The organism is Rhodoferax sp. ZS1R8 (genome assembly GCF_056521325.1).
On sequence record NZ_JBWMBA010000001.1, the window covers coordinates 1,167,292 to 1,191,511 of the forward strand.

At 63.0% G+C, this 24,220-nt stretch carries 22 protein-coding genes; 7 read left to right on the forward strand and 15 right to left on the reverse strand.

Features of this window, described 5'->3' with window-relative positions:
- Positions 1-29: 29 nt before the first annotated feature.
- The 3 genes from AC097P_RS05395 to AC097P_RS05405 form a co-directional block, all read right to left on the reverse strand.
- Positions 30-3,260 carry an efflux RND transporter permease subunit gene (locus AC097P_RS05395; RefSeq protein WP_479609329.1) on the reverse strand — a complete coding sequence of 1,077 codons (3,231 nt, stop codon included), beginning with the start codon at positions 3,258-3,260 and terminating at the stop codon, positions 30-32.
- Positions 3,261-4,409 carry an efflux RND transporter periplasmic adaptor subunit gene (locus AC097P_RS05400; protein ID WP_479609330.1) on the reverse strand — a complete coding sequence of 383 codons (1,149 nt, stop codon included), beginning with the start codon at positions 4,407-4,409 and terminating at the stop codon, positions 3,261-3,263.
- A gap of 150 nt (positions 4,410-4,559) precedes the next feature.
- On the reverse strand, positions 4,560-4,772 hold the full coding sequence (locus AC097P_RS05405; protein WP_479609331.1) for a hypothetical protein: 213 nt from the start codon (positions 4,770-4,772) through the stop codon (positions 4,560-4,562).
- A gap of 244 nt (positions 4,773-5,016) precedes the next feature.
- On the opposite strand from AC097P_RS05405, the gene AC097P_RS05410 reads away from it, so the two are divergent.
- The 3 genes from AC097P_RS05410 to AC097P_RS05420 all read left to right on the forward strand — a co-directional run bounded on the left by AC097P_RS05410 (position 5,017) and on the right by AC097P_RS05420 (position 9,527).
- Positions 5,017-6,993 (forward strand): S9 family peptidase, encoded by a 1,977-nt coding sequence (locus AC097P_RS05410; protein WP_479609332.1) that lies wholly within the window; start codon positions 5,017-5,019, stop codon positions 6,991-6,993.
- Positions 6,994-7,071: 78 nt separating this feature from the next.
- On the forward strand, positions 7,072-8,622 hold the full coding sequence (locus AC097P_RS05415) for a B12-binding domain-containing radical SAM protein (protein ID WP_479609333.1): 1,551 nt from the start codon (positions 7,072-7,074) through the stop codon (positions 8,620-8,622).
- A 59-nt stretch (positions 8,623-8,681) separates the two neighbouring features.
- Positions 8,682-9,527: an HDOD domain-containing protein gene (locus tag AC097P_RS05420; RefSeq protein ID WP_479609334.1), complete on the forward strand. Its 846-nt coding sequence runs from the start codon at positions 8,682-8,684 to the stop codon at positions 9,525-9,527.
- Between the two features lie 48 nt (positions 9,528-9,575).
- On the opposite strand, the gene gspF is transcribed toward AC097P_RS05420, so the two are convergent.
- Positions 9,576-10,811, reverse strand: a complete 1,236-nt coding sequence (gene gspF / locus AC097P_RS05425) for a type II secretion system inner membrane protein GspF (RefSeq protein WP_479609335.1) — start codon at positions 10,809-10,811, stop codon at positions 9,576-9,578.
- Positions 10,812-11,206: 395 nt separating this feature from the next.
- Here gspF and AC097P_RS05430 point away from each other — a divergent pair, with 395 nt between their 5' ends.
- Together AC097P_RS05430 and AC097P_RS05435 are read left to right on the forward strand one after the other, a co-directional pair.
- Positions 11,207-12,124, forward strand: coding sequence for a lipase family alpha/beta hydrolase (locus tag AC097P_RS05430; RefSeq protein WP_479609472.1), 918 nt, complete (start codon positions 11,207-11,209; stop codon positions 12,122-12,124).
- An 18-nt stretch (positions 12,125-12,142) separates the two neighbouring features.
- Positions 12,143-13,123: a lipase secretion chaperone gene (locus AC097P_RS05435; protein WP_479609336.1), complete on the forward strand. Its 981-nt coding sequence runs from the start codon at positions 12,143-12,145 to the stop codon at positions 13,121-13,123.
- A gap of 1 nt (position 13,124) precedes the next feature.
- On the opposite strand, the gene AC097P_RS05440 is transcribed toward AC097P_RS05435, so the two are convergent.
- The 11 genes from AC097P_RS05440 to gspG all read right to left on the reverse strand — a co-directional run bounded on the left by AC097P_RS05440 (position 13,125) and on the right by gspG (position 22,816).
- The gene (locus tag AC097P_RS05440; RefSeq protein WP_479609337.1) at positions 13,125-13,493 is read right to left on the reverse strand and encodes a hypothetical protein; all 369 of its coding nucleotides are present in this window, start codon (positions 13,491-13,493) and stop codon (positions 13,125-13,127) included.
- A gap of 75 nt (positions 13,494-13,568) precedes the next feature.
- Positions 13,569-14,966, reverse strand: coding sequence for a GspE/PulE family protein (locus tag AC097P_RS05445; protein WP_479609473.1), 1,398 nt, complete (start codon positions 14,964-14,966; stop codon positions 13,569-13,571).
- Between the two features lie 14 nt (positions 14,967-14,980).
- On the reverse strand, positions 14,981-17,116 hold the full coding sequence (gspD, locus tag AC097P_RS05450) for a type II secretion system secretin GspD (RefSeq protein WP_479609338.1): 2,136 nt from the start codon (positions 17,114-17,116) through the stop codon (positions 14,981-14,983).
- 16 nt (positions 17,117-17,132) lie between these two features.
- The gene (gene gspN, locus AC097P_RS05455) at positions 17,133-17,939 is read right to left on the reverse strand and encodes a type II secretion system protein N (RefSeq protein WP_479609339.1); all 807 of its coding nucleotides are present in this window, start codon (positions 17,937-17,939) and stop codon (positions 17,133-17,135) included.
- A 6-nt stretch (positions 17,940-17,945) separates the two neighbouring features.
- Positions 17,946-18,455 carry a type II secretion system protein GspM gene (gene gspM / locus AC097P_RS05460; protein ID WP_479609340.1) on the reverse strand — a complete coding sequence of 170 codons (510 nt, stop codon included), beginning with the start codon at positions 18,453-18,455 and terminating at the stop codon, positions 17,946-17,948.
- Complete coding sequence (gene gspL, locus AC097P_RS05465) at positions 18,452-19,708, reverse strand: type II secretion system protein GspL (RefSeq protein ID WP_479609341.1); 1,257 nt, start codon at positions 19,706-19,708, stop codon at positions 18,452-18,454. The genes gspM and gspL overlap by 4 nt, the downstream gene beginning before the upstream one ends.
- A 68-nt stretch (positions 19,709-19,776) precedes the next feature.
- A complete protein-coding gene (gene gspK, locus AC097P_RS05470) occupies positions 19,777-20,727 on the reverse strand; it encodes a type II secretion system minor pseudopilin GspK (RefSeq protein WP_479609342.1) in 951 nt (316 codons plus the stop codon).
- A complete protein-coding gene (locus tag AC097P_RS05475) occupies positions 20,724-21,461 on the reverse strand; it encodes a PulJ/GspJ family protein (protein ID WP_479609343.1) in 738 nt (245 codons plus the stop codon). The genes gspK and AC097P_RS05475 overlap by 4 nt, the downstream gene beginning before the upstream one ends.
- A 2-nt stretch (positions 21,462-21,463) precedes the next feature.
- A complete protein-coding gene (gene gspI, locus AC097P_RS05480) occupies positions 21,464-21,841 on the reverse strand; it encodes a type II secretion system minor pseudopilin GspI (protein WP_479609344.1) in 378 nt (125 codons plus the stop codon).
- Entirely contained in the window at positions 21,838-22,308 is a 471-nt protein-coding gene (locus tag AC097P_RS05485) for a prepilin-type N-terminal cleavage/methylation domain-containing protein (RefSeq protein ID WP_479609345.1), read from the reverse strand. The genes gspI and AC097P_RS05485 overlap by 4 nt, the downstream gene beginning before the upstream one ends.
- 40 nt (positions 22,309-22,348) lie before the next feature.
- Complete coding sequence (gene gspG / locus AC097P_RS05490) at positions 22,349-22,816, reverse strand: type II secretion system major pseudopilin GspG (RefSeq protein WP_479609346.1); 468 nt, start codon at positions 22,814-22,816, stop codon at positions 22,349-22,351.
- A 24-nt stretch (positions 22,817-22,840) separates the two neighbouring features.
- Between gspG and AC097P_RS05495 the strand changes: the two genes are divergently transcribed.
- Entirely contained in the window at positions 22,841-23,284 is a 444-nt protein-coding gene (locus AC097P_RS05495) for a type II secretion system protein N (RefSeq protein ID WP_479609347.1), read from the forward strand.
- Positions 23,281-24,048 (forward strand): acetyltransferase domain-containing protein, encoded by a 768-nt coding sequence (locus AC097P_RS05500; protein WP_479609348.1) that lies wholly within the window; start codon positions 23,281-23,283, stop codon positions 24,046-24,048. Before AC097P_RS05495 ends, AC097P_RS05500 begins: the two co-directional genes overlap by 4 nt.
- Positions 24,049-24,220 lie beyond the last annotated feature (172 nt).

A 24,220-nucleotide genomic window follows, 5' to 3' on the forward strand; every position in this document is an offset into this window, starting at 1 on the left:
CATCGCGTGCACCCTGTTCTGCTTTTGCCCTACAAGGCCTGGGCCGCGGGGCCGATAGTGCCTCGTTTGCCGCCGGTGAAGCGGGTATAGGCCAGGCGCAGCATGCGGTACGTAAAGCGCAGCATCGTTACAAAGGCAATGGCCTCGCCAAACGTCAGCACAAAAGCCCAGAAGCCATTCCAGCGTGCCGCCCGGGCGTTGAACTTGGCCACCATGTGGTCCCGCTTGATCTCGATGCTGTCGTAGAACGTGGGCACGACCAGCAGCGTCAACAGCGTGGAGGTGATGGTGCCCCCGATGATGGCCACCGCCAGCGGTTGGTAAAACTCGCCGCCTTCACCCAGACCAATGGCAACCGGCAGCATGCCGGCGATCAATGCGAAGGTCGTCATCAGGATCGGGCGCAGGCGCACGCGTCCAGCGTCCATCAACGCCTGCTCGCGGTCAATACCCTCAGCCTCGCGTTTGCGGGCGGCGTCCAGCAGCAAGATGGCGTTCTTGGCCACGAGGCCCATCAGCATGATGATGCCGATAAAGCTCATCAGATTCAGCGTGCTACGGGTGATCAGCAGCGCCAGCACCACGCCGATCAGCGACAGCGGCAGCGACAGCATCACGGCCAGCGGCGCGGTGAACGAGCCAAACTGCATCACCAGGATCAGGTACATCAAGCCGATGCCCGACAGCAGCGCAATCAGCATCTCGGTGAACAGCTCCTTCTGGCTTTGACCTGCGCCGCCCAGCGAAAGGCCATAGCCCGGCGGGTAGTCAAAAGATTTGGCCAGCTTCAGCGCGTCGTCGGTCACCTCGCCGTTGGAGCGGCCCTGCACGTTGGCCGACACGGTGATATTGCGCTTGCCATTCGCATGCTCGATACCGGACGGGCCCTTGCCCATGCTGACGGTGGCGATCTGGTCCAGCGGCACCATCATGTTGGTGCCAGACACCGCGATCGGCAGGCGTTCGATGTTTTCCTTGCTGACACGGTCGTCCGGGTGCAGGCGCACCGCCACGTCGCGGGTCTCGCCGGTGGGGTCGACCCAGTCGCCAACCTCGATGCCGGCAAACGCCACGCGCAGGGCCTGGGCCGCATCGTTGGCCGAGATACCCATAGAGTTGGCCAGCCCACGGTTCAGTTCAATCTTCAACTCTTTCTTCGGGTCTTGCTGCGACAAGCCCACATCGACCGCGCCAGGTACCAGGCGCAACTTGTCCATGTAGGCGCTGGTGATCTCCAGCAGCTTGCGCGAGTCGGGGCCTGTGAAGTCGATCTGCACCGGCTTGCGGGCACCGTTGTTCAGGTCGTCCATCACCGTGTATTCGGCACCAACCAGTGTGCGGATTTTCTCGCGCAGCTCGACAGCGATTTCCTTTGCACCACGCTTGCGGGTATTGCGTTTGCCAATGTCCACATAGATACGACCACCGCTGGCCGTGATGTTGCTGTTCGTGTCCTTGGTCTCGGCAATGGTGCGGGCCACTTCGGCGGCACGTTCCATCTTCAGCCGCGCATACTCCACCGACGATGACGCCGGTGTGCGCACCTCGATCATCAGGTTGCCCGAGTCTGACGTGGGTAGGAAGCTGCTGCCGCCAACGGTCACCTGCAATGCGACCGCACCGACCAAGCTCAGCACCGCGATCGCGGTCATCCAGCGGCGGTGGTGCAGCGCCCAGGCGATAACGTTGCCGTAGCGGTCGGCCTGGTGGTCAAACCAGTCGTTGAAGCGGGCCAGCACCGCGCTCAAGCCCTTCTTGGGCGCCGTGTGGTGGTCTGCCGGGTCGCCCCAGTAGGCGGACAGCATGGGGTCCAGCGTAAATGAGATCGCCAGGCTGACCAACACCGAGCAGGTCACCGTCAGTGCAAACGGGCGAAACCATTCGCCGGACACACCGGGCATGAAGGCCACCGGTATAAACACCGCAATGATGGAGAAGGTGGTGGCCGCCACCGCCAAGCCGATTTCGGCCGTGCCTTCCAGCGACGCCGTGCGCCGGTCTGAGCCCATTTGCATGTGGCGCACGATGTTTTCCCGCACCACGATGGCATCGTCAATCAGCACGCCGATGGCCAGCGACAGCCCCAGCAGCGTCATGAAGTTCAGCGTAAAGCCGCACAGCCAGACAGCAATGAACGCGGCTATGACAGAAGTGGGCAAGCTCAACGCGGTGATCAGCGTGGAGCGCCACGAGTTCAGGAAGGCGTACACGACAAAAATGGTCAGTACCGCGCCCAGCATCAGCGATTCGATGACGTTGTTCAGGCTGCGCTGCGCGTCCACGCCGCCGTCGCGTGTGATTTCCAGCTTGGTGCCGGGCAGATCCTTGTCCAGATCGGTGTTGATTTCCTTCACCAGCTTGCGGATGGCGCCGGCCACACTGACCGTACTGGCATCGCGTGATCGGGTCACCAAAACGCCGACATTGGGCTTGGCGCTGCGGATGCTCAGGGAATCGATGTCGGCAAAGCTGTCCTTGATTGTGGCCACCTGCGCCAGGCGCACGACCTGGCCGCCCATGCGCTTGACCACGATGTTCTGGAACTCTTCGGGCGATTCAATGCGGCCCACCAAACGGATGCTTTCCTCGTCCAGCGTACCGCGTACCTTGCCCACCGGCGCATTGGTGTTCTGGGCGCGCAGGGCCGACACCACGTCCCCCACCGACACGTTGTACTCGCGCAGCTTCTCGGCACGTAATAGCACCGACAGCTCGCGTTTCAGCGAGCCGTTGACGGATACGGTGGCTACCCCGGGAATGGCGCGCAGCTTGTCAGCCAGCACATCTTCAGCCAGGCGCGAAATCTCGGCGTGGGTTTGCTTGCTGCTGGACAGCGCCATGTTCATGATGGGCTGGGCGGAAGGGTCAAAATGGCGGACGATAGGTTCGCGCATCTCGGTGGGCAGCTTGTAGCGCACGCTCGATATCACGGTGCGTACATCGTCGGCCGCTTCGATCATGTTCTTCTTAAACGAGAACTCGATCCAGAAGCTCGCATTGCCTTCGCTGCTGGTGGAGTAAACGTCGGTCGCGCCGGGCACGCTCTGCAGCGATTTTTCGATGCGGTTGACGATTTCGCGCTCTACGGAATCCGGCGACGCGCCGGGGTAGGCGATGAAGACCTGGATGCCGGGCACCTCTACATCCGGGTTCTGGTTGACCCGCAGCTTGCTCAGCGCCAGTAGCCCCAGGGCCATCAGCGCGATGATCAATACGATGGTCGCCGTGGGGCGCTTGATACTGAAGTCGGAGAGAAACATTTATGTTCCTTTGGCGGTCGAAGATGGGGCCGAGGCAGCCGCCGTGGGTGGCTTGACGGTCACCAGTTCGGCGGTCTGGCCATCCTTGAAGCTGGAGCTGGGATTGCGCAGAATGGTGTCGCCTTCCGCCAGGCCGCTGCGGATTTCAACATTGCCGGTGCGGGGATCGCGGGCGCCAATTTGCAAGGGCACCTGGCTCAACGTGTTGTTCTTGACCCGCCAGACCGAGGCCTTGTCGCCGGCTTTGACCAGTACCGATTCAGGCAATGTCAAGGCTTGCACCGTGCTGGACTCTATCGTGCCTTCGGCATACAGGCCAGCCACCTTGGGCTGCGTGGCATCGCTGAAGCTGACCAACACTTCGACTTGGCGGGTGACGTCATTGGCGCTGGGGTCTAAGCGTGTTACCTTGCCGCGAAACTCCTGGCCGGCATAGCCATTGATGCGAAAGCTCACTGCCTGGCCTACGCTGACCTGGCTGATCTTGTCAGCCGACACGCGGCCGGCAAAGCGCATGCTGGTGGGGTCGATCACCTTGAGCAATTCCTTGCCGATGGACGCGGTGTCGCCCGCTGACACTTTGCGGTCGCTGACCACCCCGTCAAACGGTGCCCGCACGATGGTGCGCTCCAGTTGCTGGTGGGCCAGCACGGCGCGGGCCTTGGATGCTGACAGCTCACTTTGCGCGCCGTTGCGGCGCACCTCGGCATCGTCCAGTGCCTGCAGGGATGTCATGCCCGATGCACGCAAGGTCTTTAGGCGTTGCAGATTGCGCTCGGCCTGGTCCAGCGACTGCACGGCGTTGCGCGTGTTGTCTTCCGCAGAGCGCAGGTTGTCTTGTATGGAGGTCTGGTCCAGCCGCGCCAGCACATCGCCCTTGCGCACCACGTCGCCGTTCTCCTTCAGCACCTGCATGACCACAGCGGATACTTCGGCCCGCAAATCGGCTTTGCGCTCGGGCTGTATGGAGCCGGTCACCACAGGGCCGGACGCCAGCGCGTTTAGCCGGATGGTGAGTATGTCTTCCGGCGCGATCGCCAGTTTGGCGGGCGCAGCCGCGGCGTCTTTCTTGTCGCCTTTGCCAGGGAACTTGTCGCATGCCGTCAGGCTTATGGCCAGCGCGGTGACGATGAGAAGGGGACGCAGCATAGAGAACTCTCCGTGTGGGAAAAACTGACGAAAATTTTGGGGGTGGCGCGGCACCTGCAGGCTGCAGAGTTTGGGTGCGCAAGCTCGCGATTATGGCGTCAACGGTGCGCGCTGGGGTGCACAGTAGCGCAGGTTCTGACGAAACAATGCTCAGGACTTGCGCACCAGCGCCTGGCCCAGCAGCGCGGTGGCGTTCACGGCGGCGGACTTGTGCCCAACCACCACGACGGTAGGCAATTCGATGGTGCGTATGGCTGGCGCGGAGGCGCTTTGCATGCTCACGAGGATAGTGCTCAGCCAGGTGACGGACAGGGCGGTGCCCAGTGTCAGGCCGAGGATTTTGGATACGGTACGTGTGGTCATGTTGGGCTCCTTGTTGCGTTGAAGCGAACTGTAAAGATGCCTGCTGCGCCGCGCACCAGCTTTGTGACCAGTGGTCGCAAACTGTGATGATCAGACGTTTTGGCGGTGCGGGCGGTGGCGCGGGCGCGTGGAAGTTTGGTTTAATAGGCGGTTCAAGACCCCTCCTTGGCACCCCCGAACGCCCACAAGGCGTCGAGTGGTTCCTAGGTTTTACGCCACCCAAGTAACCATAAGGACCGTCAGCGTGAAACAAATATTTGTGGGCGCATGCATCGCGCTCAGCCTTGGCACAGCCTGTGCGCAGGATGTGGTCACCCCCAATTCCAACCTTTTAGTCGACGGCATACCCGCCATTCCGCAAGCCATTGCCGACAAGGTCGCGCAGTACACCGAGTTTCGTGGCAACAGTTTTGTCGGCTGGCATCCGGTGGAGCGTTCTATGCTGGTTCGCCACCGTGAAGCTGGCGCCAACATTGCCCAGGTCTATTGGTTGAAGGCGCCCGGCGGCAAGCTGGAGAAGCTGACCGATTTTCCCGATAGCGTGTCTGCCGCCGCCTTTGCGCCGCGACACGGCAAGTACCTCGTCTACACCCGCGACACCGGGGGCAACGAAGCCACCCAGGTGTTTCATATGGACTTGGCTACGCGCCAGTCGACACTGCTATCCAACCCCGACGAGCGCAGCGGCTACACCTGGACGCATTCTGGCGATCAGCTGTTGATTGCAGCCGTCCCGCTGGATAAAACGGCGCAAGGTGGCTCGCGCACCCAAGTTGCCACGGTTTTAACCTTGGTCAATCCGTTAAAGCCCGAGACCAAGACGCGGCTCGCGGAGTTGCCAGGCGGGGGCTGGGGCAGCTTTCGCTTCAGTCCGGACGACCACACCATCGCAGCGCAGCAGTACCGCACGCCCAACGATTCTGATGTGTATCTGATCGACGCCAAGACCGGCGCGCGCGAAAAAATCTTGCCCAAGGACGGAGCACCCGCTGCCGGCTACACCGGCTTTGAATGGAGCCCGGACAAACAACGCCTATTCCTCACGACCAACCAGGGCGCCGAGTTCTCTGAGTTGGCAGTCTTTGACCTGCGCGACAAATCTTTGACCGTGCTGTCGCGCCATATCCCGTGGGACATTGAAAGCTTTACGCTGTCCGCCGATGGCAAGCGCTTGGTGGCCGTGGCCAACAACAATGGGCGGGACGAGATGCATCTGTTCGATGCGACCACCGGGAAGGAACTGGCGCGCCCCAAGGTCGACGCTGGAGCGATTGGTGGCGGTGAGTGGCACGATGTACAGCGCACCACACTGGCGTATTCTTTGAATTCGCCGCAAAGCCCAGGCGATGTCTACACGCTGGATGTAGCCACGGGCAAGACCGAACGCTGGACCGTGGCCGGTGCGGCGCCTGGCGTCAAGCCCGAAACCTTTGTCAGCCCTGAGCTGGTCCAGATCAAGAGCTTTGACGGCTTGGCGGTTAGCGGGTGGTTGTTCCTGCCCGATGCAACCAAATTCCCCGGCAAGCGGCCCGTGCTGGTCAGCTTCCACGGTGGCCCCGAAGGGCAGTCTACGGTGCGCTTTATGGGGCGCTACAACTACTACCTGAATGAGCTTGGCATCGCCGTGTTGCTGCCCAATGTGCGTGGTTCGATGGGGTACGGCAAGACTTACCTGGATATGGACAACGGCTTCAAACGCAAGGACTCCGTCAAGGACGGAGGTGCATTCTTGGCGTGGGCCGGCCAGCACCCGCGTTTGGACGGCAAGCGCATTGCTGTCACGGGTGGCAGCTACGGTGGCTACATGAGCCTGGCCACCGCAGTGGACTACAGTCCGTTGATACGCAGCGCGATAGACGTTGTGGGTATCAGCCACTTCGTGACCTTTCTAAACAATACCGAAAGCTACCGGCGGGATCTGCGCCGTGTTGAGTATGGCGACGAGCGTGACCCGGCCATGCGCGAATTCCACGAGAAGATTGCTCCATTGAACAATGCTGCCTCTATTACCGTACCTTTGTTCGTGGTGCAGGGGAAGAACGACCCCCGCGTGCCGTATACCGAGGCGCAGCAAATGGTGGCCGCGGTGCGCAAGAACGGTGTACCAGTCTGGTACCTGCTGGCCGACAACGAGGGCCATGGTTTCAGACGCAAAGCCAATGCAGACTTCGAGTTTTACGCCACCGTGCGGTTTCTGGAAACCACGCTGCTGGACCGGTGAAGGCAATCCCCACTGCGACCTGGAACGCTATGCGGATGCAGCAGCGTGCATGGTGGCCCTTCGTTGGATAATTGACGTATGGGCACCTCTGCTGCCATCGTGCTTTGCACGCTGAACGCCAAGTACATCCACGCCTCTTTGGGCCTGCGGTATCTATTGGCGAATATGGGCGATCTGACCGGGTCGACCGCACTGCGCGAATTCACGATCGCACGCAAGCCCCAGGAACTGGTGGACGCGCTATTGGCCCTGCACCCCCGCGTCATCGGTTTTGGCGTGTATATCTGGAACGTGACCGAAACCACGGCACTGGTGCGTTTGCTGAAGGCTGCGCGGCCCGACGTCAAGATCGTGCTGGGCGGCCCCGAGGTCAGCCATGAGTGGGCCGAGCAAGAAATCGTGCAGCTGTCCGACCACGTCATCACTGGTTGGGGCGACACCAGCTTTCCCAAACTGTGCCGCGCCCTCTTGCACGGCCCGCAACCGCTGATGAAGATCATTGCCGGCGAGCAACCGGAGCTGGACGCCATTGCGCTACCGTACGCACATTACACCGATGCCGACCTTGCGCATCGGCTGCTGTACGTAGAGGCTTCGCGCGGTTGCCCGTTCAAGTGCGAGTTTTGTTTGAGTTCGCTGGACAAGACCGCCATCGCCTTTGACCTGGATGTATTTTTGGCCGAGATGGACGTGCTGTTCCAACGCGGAGCGCGCAACTTCAAGTTTGTGGACCGCACTTTCAATTTGAAGATCGACGCCTCGGCGCGCATCCTGCAATTTTTTCTGGACCGCATGTGCGACGACTTGTTTGTGCATTTCGAGGTCATCCCCGACCATTTGCCAGACCGCCTGAAAGTGTTGATGGCACAGTTCCCGCCGGGCGTGTTGCAACTGGAGGTCGGCATTCAAAGCTTCAACACCGAGGTGCAAAAGCGCATATCGCGCCGGCAAGACAATGCCAAGACCGAGGCCAATCTGCGGTGGCTGGTGCAGCAGTCTCCCGCCCACCTGCACACCGACCTGATCTTTGGCCTGCCCGGCGAGACCTGGGAGAGCTTTGCAGAGGGTTTCGACCGCCTGCACGCGCTGCGTCCGCACGAGATCCAGCTTGGCTTGCTCAAGCGCCTGCGCGGCACGCCCATTGCGCGCCACACGCTGGAGCATGGCATGGTTTACGCCACAGAGCCGCCCTATGCCGTGCTGCAGACTGCGGTGCTGGATGCGGCATCTATCCAACGGTTTATTCGCCTGGCGCGCTATTGGGATCTGGTCGCCAACTCCGGGCGCTTCCAGCAGACGCTGGACGTGCTGCTGCAGGGTGACTCCGCGTTTGCAGCATTTGCCGCGTGGAGCGACTGGCTGTGGCAGACCACGCACAAGACCCATGGACTGACGCCAGAGGCTCTGGTGGACGCCCTGTTTGACTATCTGAGCACGCAGCGTGGACTGTCTGCGGACGCGGCGCGCCAGATGCTGCTGGCCGACTACCAGCGCAGCGGCGCCCATGCGCGCCCAGAGTGTCTGCGCAATGTGCTGCCCCGTCCGCAGGAGCCACAGCGCAGCATCCACGCCAAGCAGTTGGCGCTGCGCCAGACCCAGCACCGCCGCGGAGCTGAACACTCGCGCTGACGGTATGTGCGTTATTGCGCCTTGACCACATCCGGGCGGGCGCCCATACTGGCGTCCATATGGTTACCCCTACACGCTACCTGACGGCACCGCTGCGGGATCTGGAGGCCTGGACGCGCTACTTCCGCGATGCACAGATACCGGTGCTGGCCAAGACTTCGGCGGCGCTGGAAGCCCTGCGTGCAGACGAAGACAACGTAGACGCCAGCACGCTGGGCACCACGATCGAGTGTGATCCGTTGATGGCGCTGAAGCTGCTGGCCCATGTCGCATCGAAACGCCGGGTCGACACGGCTACCGAAACCGAAAGCATCACCACGTCGCTGGTGATGACCGGCATTTCTCCGTTCTTCAACGCCTTTGGCCTGCAGCCCACAGTGGAAGACCACCTGCACGACCAGCCACAGGCACTGGAGGGCCTGCGCGCACTGCTGCGCCGTGCCGACCGCGCCGCTCAGTTCGCCGCTGGCTTTGCGATACACCGCGGCGACACCGATGCCGACGTGATTCGTCTGGCCGCGTTTTTGCATGACTTTGCCGAGATGCTGATGTGGTGCCACGCACCCACCCTGCAGCTGCGCATTGCGCAGGCCCAGCGGGCCGATCCCACACTGCGCAGCGCCACGGTGCAACGTGTCACGCTAAACATAGAGCTGGACGATCTGCGCCAGGCTTTGATGAAGCTGTGGCATTTGCCGGAATTGCTGGTGCGCATCAGCGACGACCGCCACGCCGATACTGCCATCGTGCGCAACGTTGTGCTGGCCGTGCGCCTGGCCCGCCATACCGCACTGGGGTGGGACAACCCGGGTGTGCCCGATGATGTCGACGATATTGCCAAGCTGCTGAATGTGTCAGCACCTGTCGCGCTAACCTATGCTCGCCGGGTCGAGAGCGCCGATTAGCCAGCCGATGTAGTCTGCGAGACCCAGGCGGCGCGGCAGCCGGTCACACTACTTCACCAGCTGGTTGAGCTGGATGATGGGCAACAAGACTGCCAGCACGATCAGCATGACCACCAGGCCCATGGCCACGATCAGCAGCGGTTCCAGCAACGTGGCCAGCTGCATCGCGCGGCGCTGGACTTCGGTGCTGAGCTGCTTGGCAGCGCGCTCCAGCATCACAGGCAACTGGCCGGTCTGCTCGCCCAGCCGGGCGAACATGCCCAAGAGGCCGGGAAAACGTTTCTTCTGCGCCAACGCGGACGCCAGCGGCGCACCTTCGCGCACCAGCACCAGCGCGTCCAGCGCATCGGTGCGCATCGCCCGGTTGGAAAGCGTGTCGGCAGCCGCCTGCAAGGCCTTCAAAATCGGCACACCGGCGGCCGCCAGCATGGACAGCGTGCCGGCAAAACGCGCTGCGTTGTAGCCGCGGGAGAGCTTGCCCAAAATCGGCAGCGTCAGCCACATGGCATCAAACCGTTCGCGAAATCCGGCGCTAGCCCACGCCAGGCGGGCGCAACCAGCTATAAAAACAATAGCGACCAACATCAGCCAACCCTGGTTGCGCACGAAGTTGCCGATGCCCAGCATGATCACTGTCAGCATCGGCAGCGCGCGCTTGCTGCCGGCAAACACCTCCGCCACCTGCGGCACCACGTAGCCTAGCAAAAACATCACGATGGTGATGGCCACCAGGGTCACGATGGCCGGGTACAGCGCTGCGCCGATCAATTGAGACTTCAGGGCCTGACTTTGCTCCAGGTCGTCGGCCAAGCGCTCCAGCACCAAGCCCAGGTTGCCGCTGTGTTCACCGGCGCCGACCACGGCACAGTAGGTGGGAGCAAATTCGCGGGGGTGTTGCGCCAGTGCCGTGGCGAAGGCCGTGCCGCCGTTCACCTCGGCCCGGATGGCGGCCACCAGGTGGCGCTGGCGCTCGTCGTCCGCCTCTTCCGACAGTGCGGTCAGCGCGCGCTCCAGTGGCAGGCCCGATGCCACCAGTCCGGCGATCTGGCGTGTCCAGATCGCCAGCGCCGTGGCGTTGAACACGCGCGAAGACCATAGCGTCGTGCCCCGCCTGCTGTGGGTGTCGTCGTCACCCATGGCACCCGGCCCCACCGCTTCCACCACCATCGGCACCAATAATTGGGCGCGCAATAGGCCGCGTGCGGCCTTGGCCGTGTCGGCTTCAATCACGCCCTTGCGGGAACTGCCATTGGCATCGAGGGCTTCAAAGGAATAGGCGGGCATGGGGGTGATGTTAGCGCGCTAGTGTGTGGGCCCCCACGCTCCGCCGCTGCGCGGGTCGCTGCCCCCCAAGGGGGCTTGTTTCCCTTGGGGCGGCCCGGCGGGACACTGTGGCCCCCCACGCTCCGCCGCTGCGCGGGTGGCGGTACTGGTGTAAACCCCGATCCGGATTTGGTGCGTCATCCGGGATTACCAGCATGACAAACAAAAACACGTGAACTACGATTCACAAATCGCACGATCGTGCTTTTTGATTTGGGCCTGCTGACACAAGCAGCGGGCACCGGGTCAGCCAGCGACAGCGCCCCCACCCAAGAGGTCGCACTGCTTTTCAGAGACGAATTCTTTCAACCTTTTGGGCTTCGGCCCTACTGGAGAATATTTTGAAAAAGACCTTGATGACCTGGTTGGGTGCCTGCTTGATGGCCCTGTCCCTATTGCCCGCTTCTTCGTTTGCAGCTGGCTACACGCAGACCAAATATCCCATTGTGCTGGTGCACGGGCTGTTTGGCTTTGACAACATCGGACCAGTGGAATACTGGTACGGCATTCCCTCCGCGCTGCGGGCCGACGGTGCCAAGGTTTACGTGACCCAGGTGTCCGCCGCCAACAGTACCGAGGTGCGTGGCGAGCAGTTGCTGACCCAAGTGAAGCAGATCCTGGCAGCGACCGGCGCTGCCAAGGTCAACCTGATTGGCCACAGCCATGGCGGCCCGACCATCCGTTACGTGGCCTCTGTGCGCCCGGACCTGATAGCGTCGGCCACCTCGGTTGGTGGTGTCAACAAAGGCTCGGCCGTGGCCGATGTTTTGCTGAAGGTAGCCCCTCCGGGATCGCTGTCCAACGTGGTGGTGGTCTCCATAACCAACGGCCTGGCCACTATCATCAACTTCCTGTCCGGCGGCAGTGGCCTAAACCAGAATTCACTGGCCGCCGCGCAGTCGCTGAGCACCGCCGGCTCCAACCGCTTCAACCAGGCCCACCCAGAAGGCGTGCCCACCACGGCGTGCGGCGAAGGTGCCTACACGGCGCGCGGCGTGGCCTACTTCTCGTGGAGCGGTGCCAAGGCGTACACCAATGTGTTTGATCCGATCGACCCTGCGTTGGCTTTGACCTCGCTGGCCTTTGGCGGCGCCAAGAATGACGGCCTGGTTGCCAGCTGCTCCACCCACTTGGGCCGCGTCATCCGCGACGACTATGCAATGAACCACCTGGACGAAGTGAACCAGACCATTGGCCTGACCAATTTGTTCGAGACCAACCCGGTCACCATCTACCGCCAGCACGCCAACCGCCTGCAAGGCATGGGCCTGTAAGCAGTAGAGTAGAGCAGCATGCACCTGAGCCGTACCCAACAAAAGGTCGGCCTTGGATTGCTGGGCGCGGTGGTTGTGGCGGGTAGCCTGTTGGCCTGGTGGCCGGCCGCCGAGCCTGTCGCTACAACGGCCACTGCGGCGATTGGTCCGGTTAACCGGGCCACGCCCTTTGTGCGCTCCATGCAAGACACGCTACCCGATGGTGATCTGCAGGCGGCAGCAACCGGTGCTGCACCTGGTTCCACCGGCACGCTGGCCTACGGCGAACTCAAGCGTCTGTTCGACTACTACCTCAGCGCAGTTGGTGAGCAAAGCATAGAGACCATCACCCAGCAGATCCGTGGCGAGCTGGACCGCAGGCTGCCTCCCGCGCAAGCCAAGAAAGCACAGCGCCTGCTGGGCTTGTACATCGAGTTCAAACGCGAACTGATTCGCGTGGAAAGCCAACCGCAGCACGCAGGCAACGGCCTGCAGGCCATACGGGCGCGCTTTCTGGCCATGCAGGATGTGCGGGCACGCTACTTCAGTGCCGAAGAAACGCAGGGCATGTTCGGCTTTGAAGATGCTTACGACATGGACGCCATTGCACGGCTTGAGGTGAGCCAGGACCCCGCATTGACCGCCGAGCAGAAGAAGCAGCAACTGGCCGCGCTGGACGCCGCGTTGCCCGAGCAGTTGCGTAAAGAGCGCGAAGCCACCAGCCTGGTCGTGCGCATCGAGCAGCAGGCCCAGGCGCTGCGCGCCAGGGGCGGCAGCGAGGATGATGTCTACCGCATGCGTGCCAAAGAACTGGACCCGCAAGCGGCGGCGCGTCTGGCCGAGGTGGACCGTGAAGAGACCGCTTGGAAAGGCCGCATTGCGCGGTATCTGGAAGAGCGCAGCAAACTGCTGCAGTCCCAATCCAACGCCAGCGAGTCAGAACGCCAGGCCAGTCTGGCGCAGCTACAGCAAAGTGCGTTCAGCGAGGCGGAACGGCCGCGGTTACGGGCTTACGAATAGATCAGTGGGCCGGGGCCAAATGCTTGCCATGCGGTAGGCTGGGCAAGCGCTCAAATAGTTGCCGGCAGTAGCCGGTGATGCGCAAACACTTGTTGATTTCATCCACTGGCAGCGGGCCCGATACGACGACGATGTCATTGGCGCGGTCGATGTCGCCGGCTGCGCGCAGGCGGCGGCGGGTATTGCTGGCCCAGGAGTGGATACGGGACGGATGGCCGTGTTCATGCAACTTGCCAGTCCGTACATCAAACGCAATGGCCACCGTTTCCGTCATCAGCCGCAGCTTGTGCTCGCCCGTGGCCTTGCTCTGCGGCGTGCTCAGGTCGTACAGGTGGTAGTTGCCTTGCTTGAGCTCGTATTGAAGTGACATGCGCGGTTTCCTCTGAGGCCAATTGTGGTTCGCGGGTCGCGGAACTAAAGGGAAAGAAGGCGTTGAATCCGGTTGCTAATCACGGGTGACACGCACCAGCTCTTCGCGCGACGTGATGCCCAGTTTGACCAGGCGTTCGCCGTCCTCGCGCATCAACGCCATGCCGCCGGCCTGGGCCGCCGTGCGGATGTCCGCTTCGGATGCCTGGTGGTGGATTTGTGCGCGGATGGCGTCGTCGGTCACCAGCAACTCAAACACGCCGGTGCGCCCCAGGTAACCCGTGTGGCCGCATTCCGCGCAACCCACGCCCTTGCAGGTCGTGCATAGCTTGCGCACGAGGCGTTGCGCCAGCACGCCCAACAGCGATGAGCTGAGCAGGAAGGGCTCTATGCCCATGTCGGTGAGGCGCGTCACGGCGCTCGCCGCGTCGTTGGTGTGTAGCGTGGCCAGCACCAAGTGGCCGGTCAGCGAGGCCTGTATGGCGATCTGCGCGGTCTCGAAGTCGCGGATCTCGCCGATCATGATGACGTCCGGGTCCTGGCGCAAGATGGCGCGCAGGGCCTTGGCAAAGTCCAGGTCGATCTTGGCATTGACCTGGGTCTGGCCCACGCCGGGCAGCTCGTATTCGATCGGGTCTTCCACCGTCATGATGTTCTGGCGGCGCGTGTCGAGTTTTTGCAGTGCGGCGTACAGCGTGGTGGTCTTGCCCGAACCGGTGGGGCCAGTCACCAAAATAATGCCATGGGGCTGGGCCACCAGGTGGTCAAAGCGCCCCAGCACGTCGCCCTGCATGCCCACGGATTCCAGGCTCAGCTTGCCCCCGCTCTTGTCCAAGAGGCGTAGCACTGCACGTTCGCCATGCGCACTGGGCAGCGTGCTGACGCGTACGTCAACGCCGCGGGTACCGATGCGCAAGGATATGCGGCCATCCTGCGGCAGGCGTTTCTCGGCAATGTCCAGGTCGGCCATGATCTTCAGGCGCGAGATCAGTGCCGCGTGCAGCGCGCGGTTGGGCTGCACCACGTCGCGCAGCGACCCGTCTACGCGAAAACGTACGCTGGAGTGGCGCTCATAGGGCTCGATGTGGATGTCGCTGGCGCCATCGCGTGCGGCCTGAGTCAAGAGCGCGTTGAGCATACGGATGATGGGCGCGTCGTCGGACGTTTCCAGCAAGTCTTCAATCGCCGGCAGAGCCTGCATCATGCGCGACAGGTCCACATCGGCCTCGACCTCGCTGATGACGGTGGCGGCACTTGACTCACTTTGGGCATACGCTGCGCTGATACGCTGGCGCAGCAGCTCGGCAGCCTCGGTTTCGACCTGGGCCGCGCCAAACTTGCGCATCACTTCAGCCACGGCACTTTGTGCGGCGTCTGTGGCCAGGTCATGCAGCCACAGCGTCAGGGTGCCCTCCTGCTCTTCCAGCAGCAACTGGTAGCTGCGTGCGAAGGCGTAGGGCAGGGGGTATTGCACGGCGCCGGCCATGGTCAGGGCTTGACGGTTGGCGCGATCAGCGGGGCCGTCGGTGTTGTGGGCCCGGGGACCGGGGGCATGATGACGGATTGGTTGACCGGCACGGCCATGCTGCGGGTCGGCTGGACCTGCTGTTGTACGCTACGCATCAACTCATAGCGATCCAGCGACAGTGCGTCGGTGGCGGAAGCATCACGCACCACCACGGGACGCAGGAACACCATCAGGTTGGTTTTTCTGCGGCTGCGGGTTTCGGACTTGAACAGATTGCCAAACACCGGTAAGTCGCCAAGGCCGGGCACCTTTTCCTGGTTGCCGGAGTATTCATCCGACAAGAGGCCGCCCAGTACCACGATGGAACCATCATCGACCAGCACGTTGGATTCGATGGTGCGCTTGTTCGTGGTGGGACCGTTGGTCGCTCGTCTGGTATCGGGCTGGATGGTCGAGACCTCCTGGTAGATGGTCATTCTGACGGTGCCGTTTTCGCTGATTTGGGGCTTGACCTTCAGCGTAATGCCCACGTCCTTGCGCTCAATGGTCTGAAACGGGTTGACCGAACCCGAATTGCCACCCGCCCCAGTATTAGTGAACTGGCCGGTCACAAAAGGCACATTTTCTGCGATAACAATCTTGGCTTCCTCATTGTCTAGTGTCAGCAAATTGGGTGTAGACAGGACGTTGCCATCGCCATTTTCCTGTAGGTAACGCGCGAGAAAGCCCAGCACATAAACGCCATTGACTTGGCTAGCTGCAGCCAGGTTGCCGCCCGTGGCCAGCGTGGCGCCGCCGCTCAGGGCCTTAGTGGCCAGTTCGATGATATTGGTACCACCATTTTTGAAGTTGGTGCCCAAAATACCGACGGTGCCGTCCCCGGCCTTGCCCAAAGGGCTTTGCCACTGGATGCCAAATTCGGCCGCCTTGGTGGCGTTGACCTCGACGATCAGGCTCTCCACGTAGACCTGGGCACGGCGCGCGTCGAGCTTGTCGATGACGGCGCGCAACTGGCGGTACTGCGGTTCAGGCGCAGTGATAACCAGAGAGTTGGTTGCGGCATCGGCCTGGATCTGGCCGCCGGTGGTGGACTGGCTGGTGGCTGTGGAGCCGCTGCCGCCCGTGGCACCAGCCGCACCGCCGCTGGTAACCGTGGCTGTGGCGGGGGTGCTAGTGCCGCCAGTCGTGCTGGCACCACGTGCCTCGACGGACATGGCAGCACGCAAGGTGGCCGCCAGCTTGGTGGCCTCGGCGTTTTTCAGGTAGACCACATAGATGTTGCCGGCGGCGTTCTGCGAGCCGGGCTGGTCCAGCTTGTCGATCAGCGAGCGGGCCAGCGCCATGCGCGCCGGGTTGGCGGCGCGCAGTATCAGCGTGTTGGAGCGGGGCTCGGCAATCAGTGTGGTCTTGAAGCTGCCGTCGGGAGCGGCACCGGGTACCGCCGAAACACTACCGCTGGATTCGAGCAGGCGCTGCACCAGCGGCGCCAGGTCCACTGCGATCGCGTGTTTCAGGCTGATGATCTCGACATCGGTGGCATTGGACACGTCCATCGCGGCAATGATCTGGGCCATGCGGCGCAGGTTGTCGCCGTAGTCGGTGATGACCAGCGAGTTGTTGCCGGGGTTGACGTTGATTGTGTTGTTGGGGCTGATCAGCGGGCGCAGTATCGGCAACAGGTTGTTGGCGTTCTCAAAATTGAGCTTGAAAATCTGCGTGCTGATCTGGTTGCCGGCGACCATGGTGCTGTCAAACACCGCGCCGCCCTGCAGCTTGGCATCGGCCTCGGGCACGATCTTGTCAAGCCCTGCCGCGTCCACAACGGTAAAGCCCTGCAAGCGCAGCATGGCCAGGAATTGGGCGTAGGCCTGGGATGGAGTCACCGGTTTGTCGGTAGTCAGCGTGATCGTTCCCTTGACGCGCGGGTCTACGACCACATTGCGCCCGGTCAGCGTGGCCATGGTGCGGGCCACGGCGTCGATCTCGGCGTTGGTGAAATTCAGCGTGATCGGGTCGCCGCGTTTTGCCGGGGCTGTCGCCGAAGCGGTCTGGGCCAGGGAGTTTATGGAAAATCCGGCGCTAGCCCCCGCCAATAGAGCGTAAGCAGCTATCAAATAAGTAGCGGTTTTGTGGCGTTTGAAATTGACTGTATTCATGTGCTGGGGTCTCGCGTTAGCCCACGGTGATGATGGAGCGGGCGCCATCGCGCCGGCCAAGAATGTTCAGAAGATTGGACAAGGCCTCGACCCGTTCGGGCGCTGCGCTTGCCACGCCAGTAAAGCGTAGGCGATGGTTGACCCATTGGCCTTGGCCGCTGAGTTGTAGACTGCCTTCGAGTGTCGATAGTTCCAGGCTGGGCGTAGGCCCGCCTTGCAGCGTGATGCGGTAACTGCCCATGGGCGACAGCGTGGACAGGCGCGACGAAATTTTCAGCGCATCCAGTTGCACCCGCCCGGTCTGGTGCACGCCGGTAGGGCCGAATTCCACGGTCAGGCCCTGCGTGGCCGCGCTCAGCTGGCCCTGGGCCTGAAGGGTATTCCACGGTGTGCCCAGCCCAGCCAGCAAGCTGGCCGGCCATTGCGACTGGCCGTCTTGCAGCACCAAGCGCGCGCTGTTGAGGCCAAGGGCCGTAACGCGCAGTTGCAACGGCTGGGGCGTGCAGCAGTCGGCGTTGAACTGTACCGCCAGACCCGCCCACACCGGGCGAATCCGCCAAGTGACCCGGCCCGGCAGGGCGACTGCGTTGACGCTGCCTTGGCCGCCGGACAACACCAGTTGAGAAGAACCGTTCCAGACGCTGCCCTGGGCACCGACCAGCTGAAATTGTTGGCCACTGGCCTGGTTAAGGGCTGCGGCCAGCCAGCGCGCGGGTGCAAAGACCGTGGTGGCAATAGCGCCGCCCAGCAGCACACCGGCGATAGCCCAGCGCCAGGGTGCGCTCTGGTGCGGCGGGAAACCGGGGGTGCGGGACGAGGCCATGGGACGCTAGCGTGGGGGGAGGCTCATGACCAGCGTGCCGGTCCAGGTGGCGCCTGCGGGCGCGGTGCCGCGGGTCAGGCGCGCCTCTAAGGGCACAGAGCGTGCATTGAGCCGCACTTGGGCGAGCCACAGGGCCAGCGCGTCGGCACCGGTGGCCTGTAGTGTGACGTTGGCGCGATCGGCCACGGCATTCACCTGGGCGGTGGCCGCCAGGGTTTGCTTGGTGGCCATGTTCAGTGCACGCAGGGCGTCGTCATAGGACAGTGGTGCCTGGCGCTGCAGCGCGCTGGCCTGGTTTTGCAGCGACTGCATGTGCTGTATCTGGGCGTCCAGCGCCGTGGCCTGCGCAGTCGACGTACGCAGGGTCATAAGTGCGGGCGACAGCACCAGTTGCCACAGCAAGGCCAGCACGACCAGTGCTACGGCGGCGGCCAGGAAGTTTCGCTCACGCGCTGCCAGTTGACGCCAGCGGGCTTGCAACGGGCCGAGCAAAGACGCGTTAGATGGCTTGCTCATGGCCGGCGTTCCTGTTGCTGTTGTTGTTTCATTACCAGACGGTCGCCATCGATGGCAGCACTGTAGCCTTGCGCCTGCAGGCGCGGGATGGCTGCAGCGAGCGTGGGGGCCGCGGGTTCTGCCAGCTTCAGGCGCAATTCACCTGCTACGAATTCGATAGCTGTAGGCGCACCAGTCTCGGGGGCGAGCGCCTGGAATAGCCCCAACATGGTCTCCAAATCACCGCTGGCCGCGGCACCGCTTTGGCGCTGCAGGTCGGCCAGCGAGCGCGCCATTTGCAAGGGAGGGTCCACGACGACGCGCACATCGGGGAAGGTCATGGTCAGGATTTCGCGCACTGCGGTGCGTTTGGCGGCCAGCGCCGCCTGTTCCTTCCAGGCCCAGACCTGCAAACCCACCAAGTTGACCAGCACGATGGCCACGGTGGCCCAGCGCGCCGGCTTCCAGCGCGGGGCGTGCAGCAGCTCGTTGGTCCACTGCGCGACCTGCTTGCGGGTGCGGGTACCGCGGGTGCGCAGCAGGTCAAACTGGGCCAGGTCCCATTTCGATTGGGCGGCGGCCATGGCGCGCTGCGCAGCGGTCTGCAGGCTGACACGGCCGCTGAAATATTGCTCGGCCACGGTAATGACGGCGGGCTCGGCCAGCACCGGGGCGCTGTCTGTACTCTGCGCCAGCAGCGCTACGCCGCTGTGGGTCAGCGGCAGTACGACCACGCCGCCCGGGCTGGCGCAGACCAGCTGGGCCTGCTCGGCCGTGCCCATCGCGGTCAAGGTCGTCGTGGGGGTGTCTGATGCATCGTCTGGTGGCGGTGCCAGTTCGGGCACGATGCGCGCCACGGGGCGGCCAGTGTGCTCCAACGCCGCCAGCCATGCGTGCAGCCACGTGCGGTCGCAGGCGGCCACCCAGTTGGGCGCATCGGCGCGGGCCTGGGGCTGGATTGCAAAGTGCAGTTGGGCCGGTTCATCGAGCAGGCGGTCTTCAAGCAGGCCATCGATCACGGCACGCAGCCGCGGCGCATTGCCTTCCTGGAAGAAGCCGCGTTCCAGTGTGCCTTTGGGAAAGTCCACACGGTGCCACGACAGCTGGGCCGCGGGCACGACGACGACCGTTTCGGCGTCGGGAGTTTGCGGCAGCAGGTTCAGCGGAGCATCCAGGTGGCGCTTGGCGGTGCTGCCGTCTTCGGTCCATACGGTGCCGCACGGCGTGTTGGCCGTGGGCATGGAGGCAGGGAGTGTGACGATCAGTGAAGACATGCAGGTTTTTTGTGCTGCGCCATTGTAGGTGTGCCTTGTGTCCAGCCTAAGGGGTTTGCCGCTAGGGTTTACGAGGCTGCACCCCGGTCGCGCCACAGGGTTTTCACGCTAATGCCATCGCGCTGGACGACCGAGCGTTCATCGACGGTGGTCTGGTCCAGGCGCAGGCGGCCATGGATCTCGAAAAACCGCGAGCTCACACTGTGCAAAGCGTCGTTCAAATCTCCGGCCGCATCAGGCACCACCTTGCCCGCGTCGCTAAGGGTGCGAAAGTGCGCAAACTGGCGGGCGGTGACCAGGCGCTCGGCCTGCGCCATGTCCAGCCCGGGTATTGTCGCGAACAGTACCGGAGCACTGGCGGTGTTCAGGTTGACGGGGGTTCGTACGGGCAGCACGGTGACAAAGGGGCGCAGTATCGTCAGGCTGCGCGGCGAGAGGCCCAGCCACGCCAGTTGCCCTACGCGCTGCGGCATCAGCGGAGCGAGCCGGGCAGAGCCATTGTTGGGGCTGGTATCTTGCGCAAAACGCAGGTTTTCAACCAGGGCGCCGAGTTCGGAGCGGGGCAGGCCCAGCTTCTCGAACAGTTTGGCAAATGCCCGTACGGTGGGTTCGGACGGTTTGCCGTTCTCCACTAGGTTGAGCACATTCATACGGCCTTGCAAGTCACTGATGTAGCCGGACAGAAAGGCCTGGTTGGCGGCATCGTCGGCGTTGTTGGCTACGCCCTTTTCGGCCGCCAAAAAGGTGGTCAGGCGGGCTTCTTCCAGTGGAATGGCCCAAGGTTCTCCCAGGTGGTCGGCGCCGCCGGAGCGGGCGTCCTCGCGCAGGATCAACCGGGCCCAATCCAGCGCGCCGGTCAGCACCCACAGCGATTGCACGCGCGCACGTTCGGCTGATTCCACCTCAACACTCCGCCACTGTTGCCACAGCGCGGCGGCGGCCAGACTGGCTACCAGGGCCACCGTCAGCATCGCGGCCAGCAGCGCTGCACCGGTTTGGTGGGTCTTGTTCTCCTTCATGGTTTGCCACCGCCCAACGTGATGCGTGCCCAGTCGCGGGTCAGTGTGCCGACGAAGGCATCGCTGGCGGGCAGGGTCAACACCAGGCGCACGCCGTCGGGTAGGGTCTGCTCTGTAGGGATAGGGGCAACAGGATTGCCGCCGGGGTTTTGCGAAGGTAGCAAAGGTAGCGGAGGCGCAGGGGGGGGTGGCGCATTGCTGTCGCTGGACAGCGGGTTGGTCCATGCGTCGGCGCGGAAATAGAACACCTTCCATTCGACGAGAGCCGCCACGCGTACTTCGAGTTTCTTGTCTTCTTCGCCGGCGTTTTGCGCCCACTGGGCAGCCCGGGCCCACATGGTTTGCAAGTCTCCGCGGGTCTGCACCGGAGGCGATTGCCAACGCAGCCACTGGCCGATGCCATCGATATCGCGTCGCGCCCAGGCGACGACCAACAAGCCATCGGTCGCGCTGGCCGTGCTGCGCCGCGTGATGCGCAGCGTACGGCCGTCCCAGTCCAGCGCCGGTGTATTGGGCAACTGCACCATGGCATCCAGGTCTGCCGCCCATTGGGACAGGCCCGCCTGCAGGGTAAGCACCGTGTCGGCGCGCTGCTGCAATTGGGTCTGCGCGCGCGACATGCCATCCAGCCCGCGCCAACTCAGGCCCGCCATCAGCGCCAGGATGCCGATGGCGACCAGCAGCTCGATCAGCGTGAAGCCGTGTTGGCGTGGGGTGGGCAGCGCAGTTGCCATTTTTAGTATCGTCCCACCACGGTGGACAGGGTCAGGAGCGGCGTTTCGCGTTCGGTTACACGTGCCTCTACCCGCAGGAAATTGGGGTTGGGAGTGGGTCGTACGGCGAGCGTGACGTTCAGATTGTGCCCGGCCTGCTCGCAGCCGGCCGTGTTGTCACCCACGGCAGGCATTTGTTTAGACAGCCGTATCGCCACCAACGCGTTTTCCGCACACAGCTGTGCCAACAACAGATCCGACTGGCGTTCGGCATTGCGTGTCAGCGCGCCAGTGGAGCGCACCCCGGCGGCCAGTGCAATGGCCACGATGCCCAGCGCGACCAGGACCTCTATCAATGTAAAGCCTCGGCGGGCCGGCCGCGCGGTGCTGCTCAGGTTCATGGGTTTGCGGCCTCAGCATCGGCGACGACCCTGAATGGACGTACGCCGTCGGTGGTGATGCTGAGGCTGCGTGCCGGTTGTGATACCGAGGCCAGGCGTATCCGCTGTGGGCCAATGATTGGTTCCGGGCCCAGCACCACTGCATGGGTGCCGGCGCCCACCACCACATCGTTACCCAACCAGTTCGTCGGCACAGCGGTGTTAGGCAGGCCCTCAAATACGAAACCGTTGGGGGTAGGCCGCCAGACTACGGTGTTGGCCGTCATGCGTGACTGGGCGCGCGCTGACTCCAGTAGTGCAGCCAGGCGCTGCGCGTCCCGCTCCAGTTGTGATTCGGACGAGTCCCGCATGGCGAAGCTGACACCGGCGGTTGCCAGCGCCATGATCGCCACGACAACCATCAGCTCCAGCAGTGTGAAGCCCCGGGCGATGGGCCCCACGCCTGTCGGTGCGGCGTGTGCTCTCACGCGCAACACTTTGCGTATTGCGCTGTCATTCGAGCAGCATCTAGTCCCAGCTACCCACGTCGGCATTCTTGCCCTCGCCGCCCGGTTGGCCATCCGCGCCGAAGGAAAGCACATCCACCTCAGCCCGTACGCCGGGGTTCAAGTACTGGTAGGGACGGCCCCAGGGGTCATTGGGTAGCTTGTCCAGGTAATGTTTCCAGTTGGTGGGGATAGGGCCTTCCGTGGGCTTGGTCAGCAGCGCCTGCAGACCCTGTGCGGCAGTGGGGTAGCGCTGGTTGTCCAGCTTGTAGAGCTTGAGCGCACCCATCAGGTTGTTGACGTCGGTTTTGGCGGCCGTGGCGCGGGCATCGTCCGCACGATCCAGCACATTCGGCACGATCAGTGCGGCCAGCACGCCGATGATCACCAGTACCACCATGAGTTCGATGAGGGTAAATCCGGTTGCGTGCAGGTTGGGCCGCTGTGAAAACGGCCCCGATGGGGAGTGGGTGTTGGCTTGTTGGTTCATGGTCGGCTCCATCATAATCGCGCAATGCAAACAAACGCTTTTCAGGTATGGGGGACTCGGCTGGCAACCCTGGTGCTGGCCGGATTGGCGGCGCTCAGTGGCACCTATTGGGCGCTCAAAAGTACGCATGCCAACAGTGTATCGGCCGCAACACCCGCAGCGGGTTTTGCCGGGTTGGATCCATTGGCGCTGGCGCGGGCTTTGGGTGGGGGGGGTGTTGTCGCACCAGCCGGCCCGGCCGCTGCGCCGAGCACGGCCTACGTACTCGTCGGTGTGCTGGCTGATCGCCAACACGGCGGCGCGGCGCTGATCGCCATTGATGGCAAGCCCGCCAAGCCTTACCGCGTGGGCGCCACGGTGGATGCCAATTTGGTATTGCAATCAGTTGTGGCACGGCGCGCGGTGCTGGCCGCCAGCATGGACGGCCCGGCGCAGATGACGCTGGAATTGCCGCCGCTCAGCAAGTGAAAGTGCGTGTAGGGCTGCCCGCCGTACCTGCCCGGCATGCCGCAGTGGATGCACTGCGCGGCACTGCCGTCTTGTGGATGACGTGCTTCCACTTCGCGTTCGATCTCAACCACTTCGGCTTTATCCACGAAGACTTTTACCGCGACCCGCTGTGGACGGTGCAGCGCACCTGCATCCTGAGTTTGTTTTTGTTGTGTGCCGGGTGCGGCCAAGCCATTGCGGTACATGCTGGCCAGACCTGGGGACGTTTCTGGCGGCGCTGGTTGCAAATTGCCGCGTGCGCCGCCGCCGTCAGCCTGGGCTCGGCGCTGATGTTCCCCAATAGCTGGATCTATTTCGGTGTGTTGCACGGTATGGCAGTGATGCTGCTGGTCTGCAGGGCCACCGCATCCTGGGGCCGTTGGTTGTGGCCTGCCGGGTTGGGTTTGGTGTTGCTGGGTGTGTACGCGCGCGAGCTGCATGCCATGCTGCCGTTCGCGGACGCGTGGGACCACAAGACATTGAACTGGCTGGGGCTGATCAGCCGCAAGCCGATTACCGAAGACTACGTGCCCCTGCTGCCGTGGTTGGGCGTCATGTGGTGGGGCTTGGCTGCGGGCCAGTGGGCGCTGGCGCGGGGCTGGCTGGGTCGGTTCGACCCGGTAGCCCATGCAGCGCCAGTCGCTCCGCTGTCATGGCTGGGGCGGTGGAGCCTGAGCTGGTACATGCTGCACCAGCCGGTGCTGATAGGGGTACTGACCCTGGTTGGGTACCTCCGAAGATGACATAGCCCCGGAGTGCTGCACGGGCAAATCGGGCGATTGTGCGCATTTCCCAACAAAAGGTTACATTTGCGAACAATTTTTCGGGGTTTATTGCAAGCAATATTCTGTCCGTTGCGGGTGAAACGTGGGGTCAAGGTGAGTTGTATTGCAAGATTTGTCCAGGTTGTCGGCT